This window comes from Aeromonas sp. s4 (genome assembly GCF_040907855.1).
Lineage (GTDB): Bacteria > Pseudomonadota > Gammaproteobacteria > Enterobacterales > Aeromonadaceae > Aeromonas > Aeromonas caviae.
Genome location: NZ_JBFOCP010000045.1, coordinates 1 through 18,819, shown reverse-complemented (window position 1 = coordinate 18,819; position 18,819 = coordinate 1). Strand labels below are relative to the sequence as shown.

The 18,819-nt window shown below is 65.4% G+C and carries 16 protein-coding genes; 12 read left to right on the top strand and 4 right to left on the bottom strand.

The features are described from left to right. Nucleotide 1 precedes the first annotated feature (1 nt). The 3 genes from AB5Y89_RS14905 to AB5Y89_RS14895 all read right to left on the bottom strand — a co-directional run bounded on the left by AB5Y89_RS14905 (nucleotide 2) and on the right by AB5Y89_RS14895 (nucleotide 1,920). Nucleotides 2–667, bottom strand: a complete 666-nt coding sequence (locus tag AB5Y89_RS14905) for a ChrR family anti-sigma-E factor (protein WP_223932326.1) — start codon at nucleotides 665–667, stop codon at nucleotides 2–4. Further along, nucleotides 660–1,229 (bottom strand): sigma-70 family RNA polymerase sigma factor, encoded by a 570-nt coding sequence (locus AB5Y89_RS14900; RefSeq protein ID WP_010676026.1) that lies wholly within the window; start codon nucleotides 1,227–1,229, stop codon nucleotides 660–662. Before AB5Y89_RS14900 ends, AB5Y89_RS14905 begins: the two co-directional genes overlap by 8 nt. A 124-nt stretch (nucleotides 1,230–1,353) precedes the next feature. Beyond that, the gene (locus AB5Y89_RS14895) at nucleotides 1,354–1,920 is read right to left on the bottom strand and encodes an LON peptidase substrate-binding domain-containing protein (RefSeq protein ID WP_041211950.1); all 567 of its coding nucleotides are present in this window, start codon (nucleotides 1,918–1,920) and stop codon (nucleotides 1,354–1,356) included. 314 nt (nucleotides 1,921–2,234) lie between these two features. On the opposite strand from AB5Y89_RS14895, the gene argS reads away from it, so the two are divergent. The 4 genes from argS to hslU all read left to right on the top strand — a co-directional run bounded on the left by argS (nucleotide 2,235) and on the right by hslU (nucleotide 6,973). Then, the gene (gene argS, locus AB5Y89_RS14890; RefSeq protein WP_010676028.1) at nucleotides 2,235–3,980 is read left to right on the top strand and encodes an arginine--tRNA ligase; all 1,746 of its coding nucleotides are present in this window, start codon (nucleotides 2,235–2,237) and stop codon (nucleotides 3,978–3,980) included. A 3-nt stretch (nucleotides 3,981–3,983) separates the two neighbouring features. Further along, nucleotides 3,984–4,832, top strand: a complete 849-nt coding sequence (locus AB5Y89_RS14885) for an SPOR domain-containing protein (protein ID WP_052815344.1) — start codon at nucleotides 3,984–3,986, stop codon at nucleotides 4,830–4,832. Nucleotides 4,833–5,018: 186 nt separating this feature from the next. Further along, entirely contained in the window at nucleotides 5,019–5,552 is a 534-nt protein-coding gene (gene hslV / locus AB5Y89_RS14880; protein WP_005306539.1) for an ATP-dependent protease subunit HslV, read from the top strand. Between the two features lie 92 nt (nucleotides 5,553–5,644). After that, nucleotides 5,645–6,973, top strand: coding sequence for an HslU--HslV peptidase ATPase subunit (gene hslU, locus AB5Y89_RS14875; protein WP_010676031.1), 1,329 nt, complete (start codon nucleotides 5,645–5,647; stop codon nucleotides 6,971–6,973). Nucleotides 6,974–7,061: 88 nt separating this feature from the next. Here hslU and AB5Y89_RS14870 read toward each other — a convergent pair whose 3' ends face one another. Continuing rightward, on the bottom strand, nucleotides 7,062–8,486 hold the full coding sequence (locus AB5Y89_RS14870; protein WP_368224064.1) for an MFS transporter: 1,425 nt from the start codon (nucleotides 8,484–8,486) through the stop codon (nucleotides 7,062–7,064). Nucleotides 8,487–8,654: 168 nt separating this feature from the next. On the opposite strand from AB5Y89_RS14870, the gene AB5Y89_RS14865 reads away from it, so the two are divergent. The 8 genes from AB5Y89_RS14865 to nirD all read left to right on the top strand — a co-directional run bounded on the left by AB5Y89_RS14865 (nucleotide 8,655) and on the right by nirD (nucleotide 18,780). After that, complete coding sequence (locus AB5Y89_RS14865) at nucleotides 8,655–9,575, top strand: LysR family transcriptional regulator (protein ID WP_368224062.1); 921 nt, start codon at nucleotides 8,655–8,657, stop codon at nucleotides 9,573–9,575. 272 nt (nucleotides 9,576–9,847) lie between these two features. After that, nucleotides 9,848–10,489 (top strand): TetR/AcrR family transcriptional regulator, encoded by a 642-nt coding sequence (locus tag AB5Y89_RS14860; RefSeq protein WP_368224061.1) that lies wholly within the window; start codon nucleotides 9,848–9,850, stop codon nucleotides 10,487–10,489. A gap of 85 nt (nucleotides 10,490–10,574) precedes the next feature. Further along, entirely contained in the window at nucleotides 10,575–11,543 is a 969-nt protein-coding gene (gene hlyD, locus AB5Y89_RS14855) for a secretion protein HlyD (RefSeq protein ID WP_368224059.1), read from the top strand. Next, complete coding sequence (locus AB5Y89_RS14850; RefSeq protein ID WP_202003616.1) at nucleotides 11,540–13,309, top strand: ATP-binding cassette domain-containing protein; 1,770 nt, start codon at nucleotides 11,540–11,542, stop codon at nucleotides 13,307–13,309. The genes hlyD and AB5Y89_RS14850 overlap by 4 nt, the downstream gene beginning before the upstream one ends. Further along, a complete protein-coding gene (locus AB5Y89_RS14845; RefSeq protein ID WP_213320503.1) occupies nucleotides 13,306–14,415 on the top strand; it encodes an ABC transporter permease in 1,110 nt (369 codons plus the stop codon). Before AB5Y89_RS14850 ends, AB5Y89_RS14845 begins: the two co-directional genes overlap by 4 nt. Nucleotides 14,416–14,418: 3 nt before the next feature. Continuing rightward, the gene (locus tag AB5Y89_RS14840) at nucleotides 14,419–15,519 is read left to right on the top strand and encodes an ABC transporter permease (RefSeq protein ID WP_368224057.1); all 1,101 of its coding nucleotides are present in this window, start codon (nucleotides 14,419–14,421) and stop codon (nucleotides 15,517–15,519) included. Nucleotides 15,520–15,815: 296 nt separating this feature from the next. After that, nucleotides 15,816–18,362 carry a nitrite reductase large subunit NirB gene (gene nirB, locus AB5Y89_RS14835; RefSeq protein ID WP_368224055.1) on the top strand — a complete coding sequence of 849 codons (2,547 nt, stop codon included), beginning with the start codon at nucleotides 15,816–15,818 and terminating at the stop codon, nucleotides 18,360–18,362. Between the two features lie 100 nt (nucleotides 18,363–18,462). After that, complete coding sequence (gene nirD / locus AB5Y89_RS14830) at nucleotides 18,463–18,780, top strand: nitrite reductase small subunit NirD (RefSeq protein ID WP_368224054.1); 318 nt, start codon at nucleotides 18,463–18,465, stop codon at nucleotides 18,778–18,780. The last annotated feature ends 39 nt before the right edge of the window (nucleotides 18,781–18,819 follow it).

Genomic DNA, 18,819 nt, shown 5'->3' with positions numbered 1-18,819 from the left:
CTCAATAGAGGTGCTGGCTGATGCCGTTGAGCAGCCGTGACAGCCCCTTGGTGAACTGGACCGGCGCATCTTGCACCGTGTAGCAGAGGCAGCCGTCCGGGGTGTGGGGGCTGTGGGCGTGGCTGGCGTCGCGCCAGATGAAATCCCCCGCCTGATAGCGGGTGTCGCCATCCTCGATGGTGCCCGCCAGCAGCAGGGTCAGCTCATATCCCTTGTGGGTGTGCTCGGGGATCCGCCCCCCCGCCTCGATGTGGAGCAGGTTGGCCCGCGCACCCATCTCGTCCAGCGGCAGGCTGACCTGACGGATGGCCCCGAGATGACGCCACCTGGGGGCATGATGCCGTGCCAATGCCCGCGGCAGCCGGTAACTGTGACCCGCCACCCTGAGCTCTGGCCTCGGGCTCTCGGGAAGGGCGAGCGCCGCCTCCGTCGCCACCGGCTGTTGCAGTATGCCCGCCAGCATGGCATCGAATCCGGCGGGCAGTGCCTCGTCCGGCGCGTCAGGGGCGAGATGCTGGCACGCCAGCGCCTCTTCAAATTCCTTCACCCGGGCGGCGCACTCGGGGCAGAACTCGCAATGGGCGGAGACACCGACGGCCAGCGGCAGGGGCAGCTCGTCGGCGGCGAAGGCGCGCAGCATGGGTTCAGTCGGATGGGTCTTAATCATGGCCTTGCTCCACTTGTTCCTTCAGTTTCTGTAGTGCCAGCCGCAGCCGGGACTTGATGGTGCCAAGGGGCACGCCGAGCCGGTCGGCCAGCTCCTGCTGGGAGAGCTCCTGCAGGTAGATGCCGCGCACCACCTGCTGCTGCGGCTCCGGCAGCGTGGCGACATAGTGGGCCATCTGGCGGGTCAGCACCGCGTCTTCACCGCCGCTCAGGTGCTCCTCTTCGGCCCGGAATTCCAGCAGCGGCCAGATCTCCTCGGCGCAGAGCTCCTCCTTGCTGGCGCGGCGGCGGCGCAGCATGTCAAAGCTCTGGTTGCGCATCACTGTGTAGATCCAGGTGGTGGCGGCGCCCTTGTCGGGGTGATAGAGCCGTGCCTTCTGCCAGACCAGCAGCATGGTCTCCTGCACCAGTTCCATGGCGTTGGCTTCGCTGCCGAGGTGGCGCAGCCCGTAGCTGCGGATGCGCGGCGCGAAGTGGTGGAACAGGGTGGCGAAGGCAGCCTTGTCGGCACGCTCGGCCACCCGGACCAGCAAAGATGTGAGGTCGCCGTCTGGGTTGTCCATGGGGGGCGATGTCCTGCGTGGAGCCGATTGTGGTTGGCCAGTATATGCCATTGCGCCATCCCTCGCGTGTGGTGTTCACCCCCAATACGGTGAGCGAGGAAAAAGGATCACCGGGAAGGGGAATTCAATGGCTCGCGACCAGCAGACCGCTCAGCAGGGAGAGGGTGGGCTGGTTGTCCTTGGCCGCCACCAGCCACTGCTTTTGCTCCACCGGGATGGGCAGCACCTCCAGCCAGCGCTGGGCGACCCAGCTCGCATCCTCCCAGTCCGGCTCCGGATAGAGGGCCGCATACTCCGGATAGTCGTTGAACACATCCTGCAACGCCTTGGCCAGGGAGTGCTGATCCGCCTGGAGCCTGCCGCTCTGCCAGGGGGGCAGGGGATCCACCTCGCCGACCCGCAGACCGTCCTCTTCCTGCCAGAGATCCGTGATGCGCACCCGCTCCACCCCGAGCACCGTGATGCCGAGCAAACCATCGGGCAGCAGATCGAAATCGATGATGCGCACCCGGGTGGCGATGGGGTACATGTTGCGCAGCGCGTCGGGCTGGCGGGGGTCCAGCATGCAGAGCGCGAACTCCCGCTCCCGGGACTCGGCGATCATGCGCTGGTATCTGGGCTCGAAGATGCGCAGCGGCATGATGCCGCCCGGCAGCAGGTGAGCGGAGAGTGGAAACAGTACCAGTGTCATGGGAAGTATCCTCCAACGGCGTCCTCAAAGGATACGACCGCCACGGGAAGCGGGATCATTCAGACCGAATCGGTATAAATAACCCTGTCATAATCAGGGGAGAATAGCCTGGACAAGCCGTTTCGTTATGCAGTAGAAATGGATAACCACCACTTACCCAAATCAATATCCTGCAATGTGGTGGAAAACGCAGTGAAATATCCGCCACGCCCACGGGTGCGGGCCGTTCCTATAGTTTTCTCGGCCCGATGCGGGTAAAATTCACGCCCTTATCCAGTCAGTCACTTTTCGACGCGCAACCTCGGTGGTCAGTTATGAAAGAGCATATTCATCATCTACTTGAACAAACGGTAGCCAATCTCAAGTCCGCAGGCGTCCTGCCCGCCGACCTGGAAGCCCGGGTGCAAGTAGACCGATGCAAGGAGAAGGCTCACGGCGACCTGGCCACCAACCTGGCCATGCTGCTGGCCAAACCGGCCCGCAAGAATCCCCGCGAGCTGGCCGCTGCCATCATCGAGCACCTGCCCGCCTCCGATCTGATCGCCAAGGTCGAGATCGCCGGCCCCGGCTTCATCAACTTCTTCTTCGACCCGAGCTGGCTGGCCGGTCAGGTGGAAGCCATGGTGACCTCCGACAACGCCAACGTGAAGCTGCCGGCGCCGCAGACCGTGGTGGTGGACTACTCCGCCCCCAACGTGGCCAAGGAGATGGCGGTGCACCACATCCGCTCCACCGTGCTCGGTGACGTGGCCGCCCGCGCCCTCGAATTCCTGGGCCACAAGGTGGTGCGAGCCAACCACATCGGCGACTGGGGCACCCAGTTCGGCATGCTGATCGCCTATCTGGAGAAGATGGCCAACGAGCACGCCTCCGACATGGAGCTCAAGGACCTGGAAGCCTTCTACACCCAGGCCAAGCGTCACTATGACGAAGACGAAGCCTTCGCCGAGCGCGCCCGCAACTACGTGGTGAAACTGCAGGGTGGCGATGAGTACTGCCGCACCATGTGGAAGAAGCTGGTCGACATGACCATGGAGCAGAACCAGCGCAACTACGATCGCCTGAACATCTCCCTGTCCAACAAGGACATCATGGGCGAGTCCATGTACAACGACATGCTGCCGCAGATCGTTGCCGACCTGAAAGCCAAGGGGCTGGCAGTCGAGAGCGAAGGGGCCACCGTGGTCTTCCTGGACGAGTTCAAGAACAAGGATGGCGAGCCCATGGGCGTCATCATCCAGAAGAGCGACGGCGGTTTCCTCTACACCACCACCGACATCGCCTGCGCCAAATACCGTTACGAGAACCTGGGCGCCGACCGGGTCATGTACTTCATCGACTCCCGTCAGCACCAGCACCTGATGCAGGCCTGGACCATCACCCGCAAGGCGGGCTATGTGCCGGAGTCCGTGCCCCTCGAGCACCACGCCTTCGGCATGATGCTGGGCAAGGACGGCCGTCCCTACAAGACCCGCTCCGGCGGCACCGTCAAGCTGGTTGACCTGCTGAACGAAGCGGAAGAGCGCGCCAGCGCCCTGCTGGAGAGCCGCAACAGCGACCTCTCTGCCGAAGAGAAGGCCCAGGTGGTGCACGCCATCGCCATGGGCGCGGTCAAGTATGCGGATCTCTCCAAGAACCGCACCACCGACTACATCTTCGACTGGGATCTGATGCTGTCGTTTGAAGGCAACACCGCCCCCTACCTGCAATACGCCTACACCCGTATCCAGTCCATCTTCCGCAAGGCCGGCGTCGATGCCGATACCCTGAGCGGCAAGGTGGTCCTGAGCGAAGATGCCGAAGAGACCCTGGCCCAGAAGCTGATCCAGTTCTCCGACGCGGTCAACGGCGTGGCGGACAAGGGGATGCCGCACCTGCTCTGTACCTATCTGTACGAGCTCTCCGGCAACTTCATGACCTTCTACGAAGCCTGCCCGATCAACAAGGACGGCGTGGACGAGGCGACCCGCCAGAGCCGTCTGCTGCTGTGCGCCGCCACCGCCAAGGTGCTCAAGCTGGGCCTGGGCGTGCTGGGCATCCACACCCTGGAGCGCATGTAATAGATGGCGACCCGGGATTACGTCGGCAACAGCCCGAGACGACGGGCGGGTGGCCGTAACATCAAGAAAGCGGCCCCTCGCCGCTTTCCTGTTATCCCGGCACTGCTGGCCGGGGCCCTGGTCGTCGGTTTCGGCGCCTTCCTCTACCTCATCAACGGCAAGGGCGCCGATGCCCCCACCATCGAAGAGCAGGTGAAGGCCAACAAACCCAAGGCACAGGGCAATACCCTGCCCCAGGAGAAGTGGAGCTACATCGAGCGGCTGGAGAACAAGCAGGTGGACATCATAGAGCCGCCGCCCCAGCCGGGCGTGCTGCCGCCCCCGCCCGCCGAGACCATGACCCTGCAACCGGAGGCACTGCCCAAGCCGGTCGCGACCGACATCCCCCAGCCAGGAACCCCCATCGGTCAGGTGAAGCCCTATCAGCCGCAACCGGTGCAACCGGCCAAGCCGGCCACCGGCGCCCCGGTCGCCAGCGCCCGGGAGCAGGTGATCGACCAGAAGGCCGAGCGTGAGCGGATGGAGCGAGAGATCCGCGCCGAACTGGAGCGGGAGCGTGCCGAGGCCGCCAGGGCCAAGGCGGCGACCCAGACTGCACAGACCGCAGCCGCCGACGGCGGTCGCTACATGATGCAGTGTGCCGCCCTGCGCTCCCAGGATTCCGCGGAATCCCTCAAGGCGCGCATCGCCTTCACCGCCGGGCTATCTTCCAGCCTGCAGGTGGTGAACGGGGCCGGTGGCGCCGTCTACAAGGTGATGGTGGGCCCCTTCAACGGCAAGGCGGCGGCCGATGCGGCCAACCGCAAGCTGCAGGGCTCGGGCATCAGCGGCTGCATCCCCAAGAAGGGGTGATCGCCGCGTCCATGCACAGGGCCGGGTGGCAACACCCGGCCCTGTTTCTTTTGGCGCCATCCCGCGCCCACCCGCTCCCTCCTCCGCGATCCGTGCTCGGCACAGGCTTGAAAAGCCGTTTTGCCATCCCCATCTTTTCCTCCATGCACAGTCAGGCCGTCATTCGGCTCAAGCGAGGTAAGTAAAGTGACTACCATAGTTTCAGTTCGCCGCAACGGTCAGGTCGTCATCGGTGGCGATGGCCAGGTTTCTCTTGGCAACACCGTCATGAAGGGCAACGCCCGCAAGGTTCATCGCCTCTACAACGGCAAGGTACTGGCTGGTTTCGCCGGCGGCACCGCCGACGCCTTCACCCTGCTCGAGCGCTTCGAAGCCAAACTGCAGGCCCATCAGGGCAACCTGGAGCGCGCCGCCGTGGCGCTGGCCAAGGACTGGCGCACCGATCGCGCCCTGCGCCGCCTCGAGGCCCTGCTGGCCGTCGCCGACGAGCACAAATCCTTCATCATCACCGGCAACGGTGACGTGGTGCAGCCGGAGCACGATCTCATCGCCATCGGCAGCGGCGGCAACTTTGCCCAGTCTGCCGCCATCGCCCTGCTGGAGAACACCGAGCTCGACGCCAAGAGCATTGTCGAGAAGTCCCTCAAGATTGCGGGCGACATCTGTGTGTTCACCAACGGCAACCACACCATCGAAGTGCTGGATTATTCAGCTAAATAAGTCGGCGAAATAGGGCCGCCAAATAAGGCCGCCAGCCAAACCCCATTTTCCAAGGGGTGGGCCCTGCCCGCCCCGGATACAGGAACGCCATCATGTCCGAGATGACCCCGAGAGAAATCGTCCACGAGCTGGACAGACACATCATTGGTCAGGCCGACGCCAAGCGCGCGGTCGCCGTCGCCCTGCGCAACCGCTGGCGCCGGATGCAGCTCTCCGAGGAGATGCGCCACGAGGTGACCCCGAAGAACATCCTGATGATCGGTCCCACCGGCGTCGGCAAGACCGAGATCGCCCGTCGTCTGGCCAAGCTGGCCAACGCCCCCTTCATCAAGGTGGAAGCGACCAAGTTCACCGAAGTGGGCTATGTGGGCAAGGAAGTGGACAGCATCATCCGCGATCTGACCGATGTCGCCATCAAGCTGGTGCGCGAGACCGAGATGGAGAAGATGAAATACCGCGCCGAGGAAGCTGCCGAAGAGCGCATCCTCGACGCCCTGCTGCCCAACCCGCGCAACAGCTGGGGTGAGGAAGAGAAAGCCGACAACTCCAACACCCGCCAGATTTTCCGCAAGAAACTGCGGGAAGGTCAGCTGGATGACAAGGAGATCGAGCTGGATCTGGCCGCCTCCCCCATGGGTGTCGAAATCATGACCCCGCCGGGCATGGAAGAGATGGCCAACCAGTTGCAGGGGCTGTTCCAGAACCTGGGCCAGAACCAGAAGAAGAAGCGCAAGATCAAGGTCAAAGAGGCCATGAAGGCGCTGATCGAAGAGGAAGCAGCCCGCCTGGTCAACCCGGAAGAGCTGAAGCAGAAGGCCATCGCCTCCGTCGAGAACAACGGCATCGTCTTCCTCGACGAGATCGACAAGATCTGCAAGCGCGGCGAGAGCTCGGGCCCGGACGTTTCCCGTGAAGGGGTTCAGCGCGACCTGCTGCCGCTGGTCGAGGGCTGCACCGTCAACACCAAGCACGGCATGGTCAAGACCGATCACATCCTGTTTGTCGCCTCCGGTGCCTTCCAGATCGCCAAGCCATCCGACCTCATCCCCGAGCTGCAGGGCCGTCTGCCGATCCGGGTCGAGCTGACCGCCCTGACCACCGAAGACTTCGAGCGCATCCTGACCGAGCCGAACGCCTCCCTGACCGATCAGTACAAGGCGCTGATGGCCACCGAAGGGGTCAACATCGAGTTCACCCAGGATGGTATCCGCCGTCTGGCCGAAGCGGCCTGGCAGGTCAACGAGCGCACCGAGAACATCGGCGCCCGTCGTCTGCACACCGTGATGGAGCGGCTGATGGAAGACATCTCCTATGACGCCTCCGAGAAGTCAGGCGAGACCTTCGTCATCAACACCGACTACGTCAACGCCCACCTCGGTAAGCTGATTGAAGACGAGGATCTGAGCCGCTTCATTCTGTAACAGGTTGATCGATAACGAGGAGCTGAGCGGTTTACTATCCTGCTCAACCCCATAGCAAGACGCCTCCCCTGTGGAGGCGTCTTCGTTTTCAGCGTTCTCCCGACTCGCAGCCGTCCCGGGCCACATCACCCTGCACGGCACGCTCCCCCCTTCCCGCCAGCCAGAGCGCACTCATCAGCAGCAAGGCCGTCAGGGCGAAGGTGACCCGGGTGGCAAACGCCAGCTCGTCCGCCGTCGCGAGGGCGAGATCGGGCCGCCCCGCCAGGGCGGCGAACAGGCCCCCCAGCCCCGCCGCCCCCGTCAGCTGGCCCAGGTTGCGCGACAGGGTCAGCAGCCCGGCCACGGCGCCACGGCTCGCCCCCTCCGCCTCCCCCACCACGGCGCTGTTGTTGGCGGTCTGGAACAGGGCATAACCGGCGGTGAGCAGCAGGATGGGCAGCAGGTAGCCGAGGGGCCCGAGCGCCCTGTCCAGCAGGGCCAGCAAGACGGCGGCCACCACCATGAGTCCCAGGCCGAGGCGCACCACAGGGGTCGCCCCCACCCTGTCCACCAGCCAGCCGGCGGGCATGCCGGACAGCGCCGCCAGCAGCGGGCCCATGGAGATCATCAGCCCCACCGTCCCCATGTCGAGGGCAAAGGCGCCGTGCAGGTAGAAAGGACCGATCAGCAGAGTCGCCACCATGACGCTGGCCACCAGCGCACTGGCGATGATCCCGCCTCTTCGCCTGGACGCCCCCAGCAACGCCAGGGGCAGCAGGGGGCGACGGGCGCCCGAGTCGGCACGTACGAAGAGCGCCATGGCGACGAGCGCCCCTATCCCCGGCCAGGCTCCGAGCGGGCTGCCCCGGGTCAGTGCCAGCCCGTAGCAGAGCAGCGCCGTCACCAGCAGCAACAGACTGGTGAGCGGGAGGCTTCCCTCGGCAGAGCCCGCCTCATCCCGGGGCAGATCATGCCAGGCACACCCCAGCGCCAGCAACGCCAGGGGGAGCAGCAGCAGGAAGGGAGCCTGCCAGCCAAATCCGCCGATCAACAGGCCGCCAAAGGAGGGGCCGAGCGCCGTGCCGCAGGCCGATAGGGTGCCGAGCAATCCCATGCTCCAGCCCCGTCGGGCTGGCGGCACCAGCTCTCCTGCCATGGCCAGCGAGAGCACCAGCATGCAGGCCGCACCCGCTCCTTGCAGGGTGCGAGCGGCAATGAGCCAGCCAATTGAAGGGGCCAGGGCGCACAGCAGGGAAGCCAGCGCAAAGACCCCGGTCCCCCAGAGCAGCAGGCGACGCCGCCCCAGACGATCCCCGAGCCGACCCGCCACCACCGTCAGACTGGTGATCCCAAGCAGGTAGGCCACCAGCACCCATTGCAGGCTGGCGAAGGGCACGCCGAAGTCCTGCCCCAGGGCAGGCAGCACCAGGTTGGCCATGCTGCCCGCCAGCATGGGTAGCAGGGTGGCGAGCCCGAGCCCCGCGAGACCAAGACGGCGCGTCACGGGAGGGGAAACAAGAAGTGGTGTGGACATGGCAGTCTCTCCGGCAAGTGATGATGCACCCAGGCTAGCGGGGGGGATGACAAGGCGGAAGACACACGGATTGCAGCTTATAGTTGCACCAGACGCCATATGATGAGACGGCAACTCGCGTATCATGAAGGGGTCGGCCCGTCAGGCGCCGCCTGCGAGGAGACGACCATGACCCCGGATTTCAACCTGCTGATCACCCTGGATGCCCTGCTGGAAGAGGGCAGTGTGGCGGGCGCCGCCAGACGGCTAGGCCTGAGTGCTTCCGCCATGAGCCGGGCCCTGGCAAGGCTGCGGGAGACCACGGGGGATCCGCTGCTGGTGCGGGCGGGACGCGGCCTGATCCCCACCCCCCGGGCGCAGATCCTGCGGGATGAGGTCGCCCGCCTGGTTCAGGAGACCCGGGCCGTGCTGCGCCCCCATCAGGAAGTAGACCCGGCGAGCCTGGAGCGCACCTTCCGCCTGCGATCCAGCGACGGCTTCGTGGAGGCGGTAGGCCCCGCCCTGCTGGCGCGCCTCGCCGTCGAGGCCCCCGGGGTGCGGCTGCACTTTCTGGCCAAACCCGACAAGGAGAGCGGCCCCCTGCGCCGTGGCGAGCTGGACTTCGAGACCGGGGTCATCGGCACCACCACGGCCCCTGAGCTGCGCACCCAGGCCCTGTTCCAGGACCACTTCGTCGCCGTGGTGCACCCGGACCACCCCCTCTGCGACGGCACCCTGACCGTGGCGCGCTATGCCGCCGCGCGCCACGTGCTGGTCTCCCGCCGGGGCCAGCCTCACAGCCCCATCGACGAAATTCTCGCAGGCCAGGGGAGGCGGCGCACCATCACCACCCTGGTTCCCGGGTTTGCGACGGCGCTGGCCCTGGTCAGGGAGAGCAATCTGGTGGCGACGGTGCCGCACCTGCACTGCGCCAGCCTGCTCGGCGATCTGGTCACCCTGCCCCTGCCCTTCGCTCTGCCAGGGATCCGGGTCGCCCTGCTCTGGCACCCCAGTCAGGATGCCGATCCGGGCCACCGCTGGCTGCGCGCCCTGATACGGGACACCTGCGCCCGGCCCCCCTATCACACCGGGGCCACCGACACCCCCTGATCCGGGTCAGGCTTCTCCCGACTCCATCACAGGTCCCTTGTGGCCCGGGCGCCCGTACCCGGGGCCTGAAGCGCCTGTCACCACCCCATCACACCGACATGCCTGTGGCTTGGGCACAAGCGGTGGATCCTTCCCCCTGCCGGACGGGGATCACGGCCCCTCAGAGCGGGGCGGATCACATTGCGGGCAAAAAGATCCTGTCGCCCGCTTCCGCATTTTTTATACGGTCGTATAATTGCGTACAAAATGCATACACCAGGAGCACCAGCCAGATGCACCCCACCCGTCAGAAACTGCTCGATACCGGCCTCGCCATCGCCACCGAGAAGGGGCTGCGCGGCCTGACGGTGCGCGAGCTGGCGGCGGCGGCCGAGGTGAACCTCGGCTCCTTCGTCTACCACTTCGGCAACCGCGACGCCTTTATCGACGAGCTGGTCGAGCTCTGGTACGCCCCCCTCTATGACGAGCTCAAGGCGGTGGCAGCCAAAGGCTCCTACCCCTCTGCCATCGCCATGTTCGAGGCGACCATGGAGGCGCTGATCGGGCTGGTGGCGCGCCAGCGCGGCTTTATCAATCACCTGTTTGGCGATGCGCTGGCAGGTGAAGGGGCGGCCCAGCGCTTTCTGCTCAGTCTGCCGCGCCGTCATCCCCTGCTGCTGATCGAGCAGGTACGGATGGCACAGGCGGAAGGGTCGCTGGTCGCGGGTCACCCGCTCCAGCTGATGATCTTCATCATGGGGTCGGTCGGCCTGCCGCTGGTGATCGCCGGCAGCGGTCGCCAGCTCGGCTGGCTGCCCGAACAGGCCGCCCCCTTTCTCAGCCAGATAGACAACCCCGAGGCCGCCAGACAGCGACTGATATGGGCCCTGCGCGGCCTGCGCCCCACCGACATGAAAGAAGGAGAAGCGGCATGAAACAACGCATCGCGATGGTAGCTCTGCAGCTGGCGGTTCTCAGTGGTTACCTCTGGTTGCAGAGCCATCCTCAAGGAGAAGCGGTATGAAGCAACGCATTGCAATCGTGGCCCTGCTGCTAACCGTTATCGGTGGCTACCTCTGGTGGCAGGGGCGCCCGGCTGACGGCTCCATCCTCTACGGCAATATCGATATTCGCGACGTCAATCTGGCCTTTCGGGTCGGCGGCCGCGTCGATCAGGTGCTGGTCGATGAGGGGGATAGGGTAAAAGCCGGTCAACTGCTGGCCCGCCTCGATCCGGTTCCCCTCACCCACAGCCGCGACAGCGCCCGCGCCAATCTGGCTGCGCTCACTGCCGCCAACGCCTTGATCCACAAAGGCTATCGCAGCGAAGAGACCGACCGCGCCCGGGCCGCACTGGCCGCCGCCGAAGCCGCTGCGCTGGAGGCCGACCAGCAGTGGCGCCGCCAGAGCGCATTGGCCGCCACCGGCGCCATCTCCCGCGGTCAGCTCGATACCGCCCGCTCCCAGCGGGATCAGACCCAGGCGCAGGTGCGCTCCGCCCGCGAGCAGCTCGCCCAGCTCGAAACCGGCTACCGCCCGGAGGAAATCGCCCAGTCCGATGCCCAGCTGGAAGGGGCCAAAGCGGCGCTCGCCAGTGCCGAACTGGCGCTGGCAGATGCCAACCTGACCGCCCCCAGCGATGGCATCATCATCAGTCGCGCTGTCGAGAACGGCAGCATGGTGCAGAGTGGAGCGACCGCCTTCAACCTCTCCCTGACCGCGCCAGTCTGGGTGCGCGCCTATGTGGAGGAGCCCTGGCTCGGCCACTTCCCGAGCGGCGCCAAAGTGACCCTCACCACCGACTCGCGGCCGGATCAGCCCTATCACGGGGTGGTGGGCTTTGTCTCGCCGACCGCCGAGTTCACCCCGAAATCGGTGGAGACGCCGGACCTGCGCACTCACCTCGTCTACCGGCTGCGCATCGTGGTGCAGGATCCCGACCCGGCCCTGCGCCAGGGGATGCCAGTCACCGTCAGGCTGGCGCCATGAGCTGCGCCATCTCCCTTGAGGGGCTCACCAAACGCTTTGGCGAGCGGGTCGCCCTCAATGCCATCTCGGCTACCATTCCGGCTGGCGGCATCACCGGGCTGGTCGGCCCCGACGGCGCGGGCAAGAGCACTTTGCTGCGCCTGCTGGCCGGTCTGCTGATCCCCGAAGCGGGCACCATCCGGGTGCTGGGGCTGGATCCGGTGAGCGAGGGGGATCTGCTGCGTCAGCGCCTCGGCTACATGCCCCAGCAGTTCGGCCTCTACGAGGATCTCAGCGTGCTGGAAAATCTTACCCTCTACGCTGACTTGCGCGGCGTACTGGAGCCCGAACGCACGCCCACCTTCGCGCGGCTGCTCGCCTTCACCGATCTCGCTCGCTTCACCGCACGACCGGCGGGCAAGCTCTCTGGCGGGATGAAGCAGAAACTCGGGCTAGCCTGCGCCCTGCTCGGCACCCCGGATGTGCTGCTGCTCGACGAACCCGGGGTCGGGGTCGATCCCATCTCCCGCCGTGCCCTCTGGCAGATGGTACGCGAGCTGGCAAAAGGGGGGATGACGGTGCTCTGGAGTACCGCCTATCTCGATGAGGCGGAGCTGTGCGACCACGTGCTGCTGATGGCGGATGGCGAGGTGCGCACCAGCGGCACCCCGGCCGATCTGATGGGGGCCATGGCCAGCCGCTGCTGGCTGCTGGAGGCGGGGCAACTGGATGGCCGCGAGCGGCGCGCCCTGCTGCGCCGGGCATTGGCTCACCCGGCGGTGATGGATGGCGCGGTGGCAGGGGAGCGGGTTCGCCTGCTGCTGCACCCGGGCATGACGCCCCCGCCGCTCCCTGAGCTGCATCTCGCCAACGGCGCCTTTCAACCGGCCCAGCCCCGGCTGGAAGATGCCTTTATCGACCTGCTCGGCGGCGGCCCCGGCGGGGAGTCGAGTCTGGCGGCCGGGATGCGGGAAGCCGAACTGCCGCAGGGGGTCTCCCCCGAGGCGGTGATCGAGGCGCGCCACCTCACCAAGCGGTTCGGCGATTTTGCCGCCACCGATGATGTCAGCTTTGCGGTGCGCCGCGGCGAGATCTTCGGCCTGCTCGGCCCCAACGGGGCGGGCAAGTCCACCACCTTCAAGATGGAGTGCGGCCTGCTGCGCCCGAGCGAAGGGCAGGCGCTGGTGACCGGCATCGATCTGGCCCACAGCCCCTCGGCGGCGCGCCAGCGCCTCGGCTACATGGCACAGAAGTTCTCCCTCTACAAGCAGCTCACCGTGGCGCAGAACCTCTCCTTCTTCGCCGGTATCTACGGCCTGTTCGGCCGCCACCAGCAGACGCGGATCGATGCCATGGTGACTGCCTTTGCCCTCGCCCCCTGGCTCGATCAGAAGGCGGAATCCCTGCCGCTCGGCCTGCGCCAGCGCTTATCGCTGGCCTGCGCCCTGCTGCACGAGCCGCCGCTGCTGTTCCTCGACGAGCCCACCTCCGGGGTCGATCCGGTGACCCGGCGCGAGTTCTGGTCGCACATCAACGCGCTGGCCGACCACGGCGTCACCGTGCTGGTCACCACCCACTTTATGGACGAGGCGGAGTATTGCGACCGCATCGCCCTCATCTATCGCGGCAAGCTGCTGGCGCTCGGCACCCCGGACGATCTCAAGGGGCTGGCCGCCAAAGAGGCGGCGACCTCTTTGCCAACCGGCTCCTTGCCGACCTGTTCTTTGCCAACAATGGAAGAGGCCTTTATCACCCTGGTCGAGCGGGCCAGCGAGGAGGACGCATGAGCATCAACCGTCGGCGACTGCTGGCCCTCTGCCGCAAGGAGACGCTGCAAATCGTCCGTGACCCGAGCAGCATCCTCATCGCCTTCATCATGCCGGTGGTACTGCTGGTGGTGATGGGTTACGCCATCAATCTCGATGTGGACCATCTGCGCCTCGGCATCTGGCGTACCGACAGCGGCGCTCCGGCGGTGCGGCTGGAGCAGGCCCTGCGCGGCTCAACCGCGCTGGAGATCCACAGCGGCCCGAGCAAGGAGTCCCTGCTCGCCAGTCTGGCCCGTGGCGAGATCCGCGGCCTGCTGGTGATCGATGACGGCTTCTCCCGCGCGCTGGCCGGTCAGGGCAATGGTACGCCGCAAGCGCTGCTGCTGACCGACGGCTCCGAGCCCAACACCGCCAACTTCGTCACCAACTATGTGCAGGGGATCTGGCAGGGGTGGCTCGCTGGCGAGGGGGTCGCCATGCCGGTGTCGATAGAGAGCCGCGCCTGGTTCAACCCGGCGCTGGTGAGCCGCAACTTTCTGGTGCCGGGCTCCATTGCGGTGGTGATGACCATCATAGGGGCCCTGCTCACCTCGCTGGTGGTGGCGCGGGAGTGGGAGCGCGGCACCATGGAGGCGCTGCTCGCCACCCCGGTCACCAAGGGGGAGCTGCTGCTCTCCAAGCTGTTGCCCTACTACGGCCTCGGCATCATCGCCATGCTGCTCTGCCTGCTCTTCTCGGTGGCGGTGATGGGCGTGCCGTGGCGCGGCTCCCTGCTGCTGCTCTTTCTGGTCACCAGCGTCTTTCTCGGCAGCGCCCTCGGGCTCGGGCTGTTCCTCTCCACCGTGATGCGCAGCCAGTTCAACGCCGCGCAGGCAGCGCTGATCGCCGCCTTTCTGCCCGCCGTGATGCTGTCGGGCTTCGTGTTCGAGATCGCCAGCATGCCGCCTTGGCTTCGGGCCATCACCCACCTCATTCCGGCCCGCTATTTCGCGAGCTCTCTACAGACCCTCTATCAGGCGGGCAGCGTCTTCTCGATCCTGCTGGTCAACGGTTTCTGTCTGCTGCTGCTGGCCGGTTTCTGGCTGGCCCTGACCGCCCGCAAGACGCGGCGCACTCTGGAGTAACCCATGCTGATCCGACTCTGGTGGCTGATCCGAAAAGAGCTGCAGGCCCTGATGGGCAATACCCAGGGGCGCTTTCTGCTCATCATGCCGGTGCTGCTGCAAACCGCCCTCTTCCCGTTCGCCGCCACCCTGGAGGTGACCGGCAACACGCTGGCCATCTACAACCAGGATGGCGGAGCCCAGAGCCGCGAGCTGCTGGAGCGCCTCACCCATATGCCCGCCTTTACCACCATCATCCCGGTGCAAGGCGAGGCGGGCATGACCGAGGCCATCACCGGGCAACAGGCACTGCTCGGGCTGATTATTCCGGGGGATTTTTCACGCCGGCTGGCGCGGGGCGAACCGGCCAAGGTGCAGCTGATCATCGACGGACGCCGCTCCAATGGCGGTCAGGTGGCGACGGGTTACATCAGCCAGGTGATCGCCCGCTGGCAGAATGAAGAAGGGAACGCAGGCAAGGCGCCGCCGACCCTCGCGGTGCGCAACCTCTACAACCCCAACGTCGAGTTCCACTGGCATATCCTGCCGGCCCTGGTGGCCATCATCACCACCACGGGGTGTCTTATCGTCACCGCCCTCTCGGTCGCGCGGGAGCGGGAAGAGGGCACCTTCGATCAGCTGCTGGTCTCCCCCCTCACCGCAGGCTGGATCATGGCGGGCAAGGCGGTGCCCGGCATCCTGGTGGCGGTGGGACAAGGGTGCATAGTCGCGCTGGCCGCCCGTTTTGTCTTTCACCTCCCCTTTGCCGGCAGCCTCAGCCTGCTGATGGCGGGCATGGTCTGCTACGGGCTGGCACTGGCCGGGATCGGGCTCTTCATCTCCTCATTCTGCTCGACCCAGCAGCAGGCCTTTCTCGGGGTCTTCTCCTTCACCGTACCGGCGGTGATCCTCTCGGGCTACATCTCGCCGGTGGAGAACATGCCGCAGGTGTTCCAGTGGCTGGCGGCCATCGACCCCCTCACCCACTTCATCGTGCTGCTCAAGGGGGTCTTCCTCAAGGGGTTCGACTGGTCGGCCGCCTGGCCCCTGCTCTGGCCGCTGCTCGCCATCGCCGGCGTCACCCTGTCGCTGGCGCTCGCCATGTTCCGCCGCCATATCGCCTGACGTGCCGCTTTGATCAGCTGATGCCGGTCTCGTCCAGTGCGAGACCGGCCTTTTTCCGACAGAAGTTTTCACTCCCCGGCAGTTGGTAAACCGGGCTTTCCCTCCACCATTCCTCACCCCGAGCCAGCCCAGAAATCATCAACTGGTATACCTATTTTTGTATAGTATTGAATTTTCTCGAATTACCCCTGAGGAGATATATAAATAGACACTTGATTTGCATCAATCGCCCACCCCTGCCGACTGGGTAGCCTAGCCCCAGAATGATGTTTTATTACTCCAAACTTGAGGCAACTATGAGCAAAGTCAGACTGGTCGTTGTGGGCAACGGCATGGTGGGGCACCGCTTCATCGAAGAGCTGATCGAGCGGGCCGATCCGGGCCGCTACGAGATCACCGTCTTCAGTGCAGAACCCCGTCCCGCCTACGATCGCGTCCATCTCTCCTCCTACTTCTCCCATCACACCAGCGAAGATCTCTCCCTCGTCAAACCCGGTTTCTACGACAAGCACGGCATCCGCCTGCTGCTCGGCGAAGCGGTGAAAAAAATCGACAGGGCCAACCGCGAAGTGCATTCCAACAAGGGCACAGTGGTCGAGTACGACAAGCTGGTGCTGGCCACCGGCTCCTACCCCTGGGTGCCGCCCATTGCGGGCAGTCAGCACCACGAGTGCTTCGTCTATCGCACCATCGAGGATCTGAAAGCCATCCGCAGCGCCGCCAAGAGCGGCAAGAGCGGGGTGGTGATCGGGGGCGGTCTGCTTGGCCTCGAAGCCGCCGGCGCCCTCAAGGCGCTGGGTCTCGAAACCCACGTGGTGGAGTTTGCTCCTGTGCTGATGGCCGAGCAGCTCGACGGTCAGGGCGGCCAGCTACTGCGCCGCAAGATTGAATCCATGGGCGTGCAGGTACACACCAGCAAGAGCACCAGCGAGATCCTGATGCATGGCGGCGAGCAGGCGAAACACCGCCTCGCCTTTGCCGACGGCAGCCAGCTGGAAGTGGATGTGGTGGTCTTCTCCACCGGCATTCGCCCGCAAGATACCCTGGGCCGTTACGGTGATCTCGCCATCGCCGACCGTGGCGGCATCGTCATCGACGATCACTGCCTCACCTCAGACCCCGACATCTATGCCATCGGCGAGTGCGCCGCCTGGCAGGGCCGCTTCTTCGGGCTGGTGGCACCGGGCTACAAGATGGCCCAGATCACCGTCGACCATCTGCTCGGCGGTGACAGCCGCTTCGAAGGGGCAGACATGAGCGCCAAGCTCAAGCTGCTCGGCGTCTCCGTCGGCTCCATCGGTGATGCCCACGGCCGCACCCCGGGCAGCCACAGCTATGTGTTCCAGGACGATCAGGCCGGCGTCTACAAGAAGATCGTGGTGAGCGAGGACAACAGCCGATTGCTCGGCGCCGTGCTGGTGGGTGACGTGGAAGATTACGGCAACCTGCTGCAGATGATGCTCAACGCCCTGCCGCTGCCGAGCCACCCGGATACCCTGATCCTGCCCGCCTACGCCGGAGCCAAACCGACCCTGGGGGTGGATGCCCTGCCGGAGAGCGCCCAGATCTGCTCCTGCTTCGACGTCTCCAAGGGCGACATCGCCAAGGCGGTGGCCGAGGGGCACACCACGCTGGCCGCCATCAAGCAGCACACCAAGGCCGGCACCGGCTGCGGCGGCTGTGTGCCGCTCATCAGCCAGGTGCTCAACGCCGAGCTGGTGAAGCAGGGCATCGAGGTCAACAACCACCTCTGCGCCCACTTCCCCCACTCCCGTCAGGAGCTGTTCCACCTGGTCAAGGTGGAGGGGATCACGAGCTTCGACGAGCTGCTGGCCAAACACGGTCAGGGCTATGGCTGCGAGGTGTGCAAACCGACCGTCGGTTCCATCCTCGCCTCCTGCTGGAACGAGCATGTGCTGAGCCCGCGCAATATCCCGCTGCAGGACACCAACGATATCTTCCTCGGCAACATGCAAAAAGACGGCAGCTACTCCGTCATCCCGCGCATGGCCGGCGGCGAAGTGACCCCGGAAGGCTTGCTGGCGGTGGCCGAAGTGGCCCGCGACTACAAGCTCTACACCAAGATCACCGGCGCCCAGCGCATCGGTCTGTTCGGGGCCCAGAAGGATGATCTGCCCGCCATCTGGCGCAAGCTGCTGGCGGCCGGATTCGAGACCGGTCAGGCCTACGCCAAGGCACTGCGCATGGCCAAGACCTGCGTCGGCAGCACCTGGTGCCGCTTCGGCGTACAGGACAGCGTCGGCCTCGGGGTCTTCCTCGAGAACCGCTACAAGGGCATTCGCACCCCCCACAAGATGAAGTTCGGCGTCTCCGGCTGCACCCGCGAGTGTGCGGAAGCGCAGGGCAAGGATGTCGGCATCATCGCCACCGACGCGGGCTGGAACCTCTATGTGGGTGGCAACGGCGGCATGAAGCCGCGCCACGCCGACCTGCTGGCGTCTGACCTTGACCGCGAGACCCTCATCAAGCTGATCGACCGCTTTATGATGTTCTACGTCACCAGCGCCGACAAACTGCAGCGCACCTCGGTCTGGCTCGGCAATCTGGAAGGGGGCGTCGACTACCTGCGCGAGGTGATCGTCGACGACAAGCTGGGGCTGGCCGAGACGCTGGAGCGCGATATCCAGACCCTCATCGACAGCTACGAGTGCGAATGGTCGCGCACCCTCAACGAAGAGGAGGCGCTCAAGCGCTTCAGCCACTTCATCAACAGCGACAAGCGCGATCCGGACGTTCAGTTCGTCAGCGAGCGCGACCAGCACCGACCGGCGACCCCGGCCGAGCGCATCCCCGTCTACCAGATCGAGGTGGAAACCAAATGATGAAATTCGCCTGCCAACTCAACGATATCCTGCCGGGCTGCATGGACGTTTGCGCACCGCTCGATAGCCAGTTCATCCAACTCGAGGTGGAGATTAAGCGATGAAACTTGCCTGCCAACTTAACGACATCCTGCCGGGCACCGGCGTCTGCGCTCTGCTCGAGGGGCATCAGATCGCCCTGTTCCGCCCGAGCGCGGCGGCCGAGGTGCTCGCCATCGACAACCGGGACCCCTTCTTCGCCGCCAACGTGCTGTCGCGGGGCCTGATCTGCGAACACGACGGCGAGCTCTGGGTCGCCAGCCCGCTCAAGAAGCAGCGCTTTCGCCTGAGCGATGGCCACTGTTTCGACAACCCCGCCATGTCGGTGCAGAGCTATCCCGTTGAAGTACGCGACCAGCAGGTCTGGGTCGCCGTCTAACACCAGACCCCACCCCGGCCCTCCCCTTCACAGGGGAGG

Excerpts from the sequence above, each read along its gene's own strand:
- AB5Y89_RS14905 (WP_223932326.1), bottom strand. The coding sequence starts at position 667 with ATGATTAAGACCCATCCGACTGAACCCATGCTGCGCGCCTTCGCCGCC.
- AB5Y89_RS14900 (WP_010676026.1), bottom strand. The coding sequence starts at position 1,229 with ATGGACAACCCAGACGGCGACCTCACATCTTTGCTGGTCCGGGTGGCC.
- AB5Y89_RS14895 (WP_041211950.1), bottom strand. The coding sequence starts at position 1,920 with ATGACACTGGTACTGTTTCCACTCTCCGCTCACCTGCTGCCGGGCGGC.
- argS (WP_010676028.1), top strand. The coding sequence starts at position 2,235 with ATGAAAGAGCATATTCATCATCTACTTGAACAAACGGTAGCCAATCTC.
- AB5Y89_RS14885 (WP_052815344.1), top strand. The coding sequence starts at position 3,984 with ATGGCGACCCGGGATTACGTCGGCAACAGCCCGAGACGACGGGCGGGT.
- hslU (WP_010676031.1), top strand. The coding sequence starts at position 5,645 with ATGTCCGAGATGACCCCGAGAGAAATCGTCCACGAGCTGGACAGACAC.
- AB5Y89_RS14870 (WP_368224064.1), bottom strand. The coding sequence starts at position 8,486 with ATGTCCACACCACTTCTTGTTTCCCCTCCCGTGACGCGCCGTCTTGGT.
- AB5Y89_RS14865 (WP_368224062.1), top strand. The coding sequence starts at position 8,655 with ATGACCCCGGATTTCAACCTGCTGATCACCCTGGATGCCCTGCTGGAA.
- AB5Y89_RS14860 (WP_368224061.1), top strand. The coding sequence starts at position 9,848 with ATGCACCCCACCCGTCAGAAACTGCTCGATACCGGCCTCGCCATCGCC.
- hlyD (WP_368224059.1), top strand. The coding sequence starts at position 10,575 with ATGAAGCAACGCATTGCAATCGTGGCCCTGCTGCTAACCGTTATCGGT.
- AB5Y89_RS14850 (WP_202003616.1), top strand. The coding sequence starts at position 11,540 with ATGAGCTGCGCCATCTCCCTTGAGGGGCTCACCAAACGCTTTGGCGAG.
- AB5Y89_RS14845 (WP_213320503.1), top strand. The coding sequence starts at position 13,306 with ATGAGCATCAACCGTCGGCGACTGCTGGCCCTCTGCCGCAAGGAGACG.
- AB5Y89_RS14840 (WP_368224057.1), top strand. The coding sequence starts at position 14,419 with ATGCTGATCCGACTCTGGTGGCTGATCCGAAAAGAGCTGCAGGCCCTG.
- nirB (WP_368224055.1), top strand. The coding sequence starts at position 15,816 with ATGAGCAAAGTCAGACTGGTCGTTGTGGGCAACGGCATGGTGGGGCAC.
- nirD (WP_368224054.1), top strand. The coding sequence starts at position 18,463 with ATGAAACTTGCCTGCCAACTTAACGACATCCTGCCGGGCACCGGCGTC.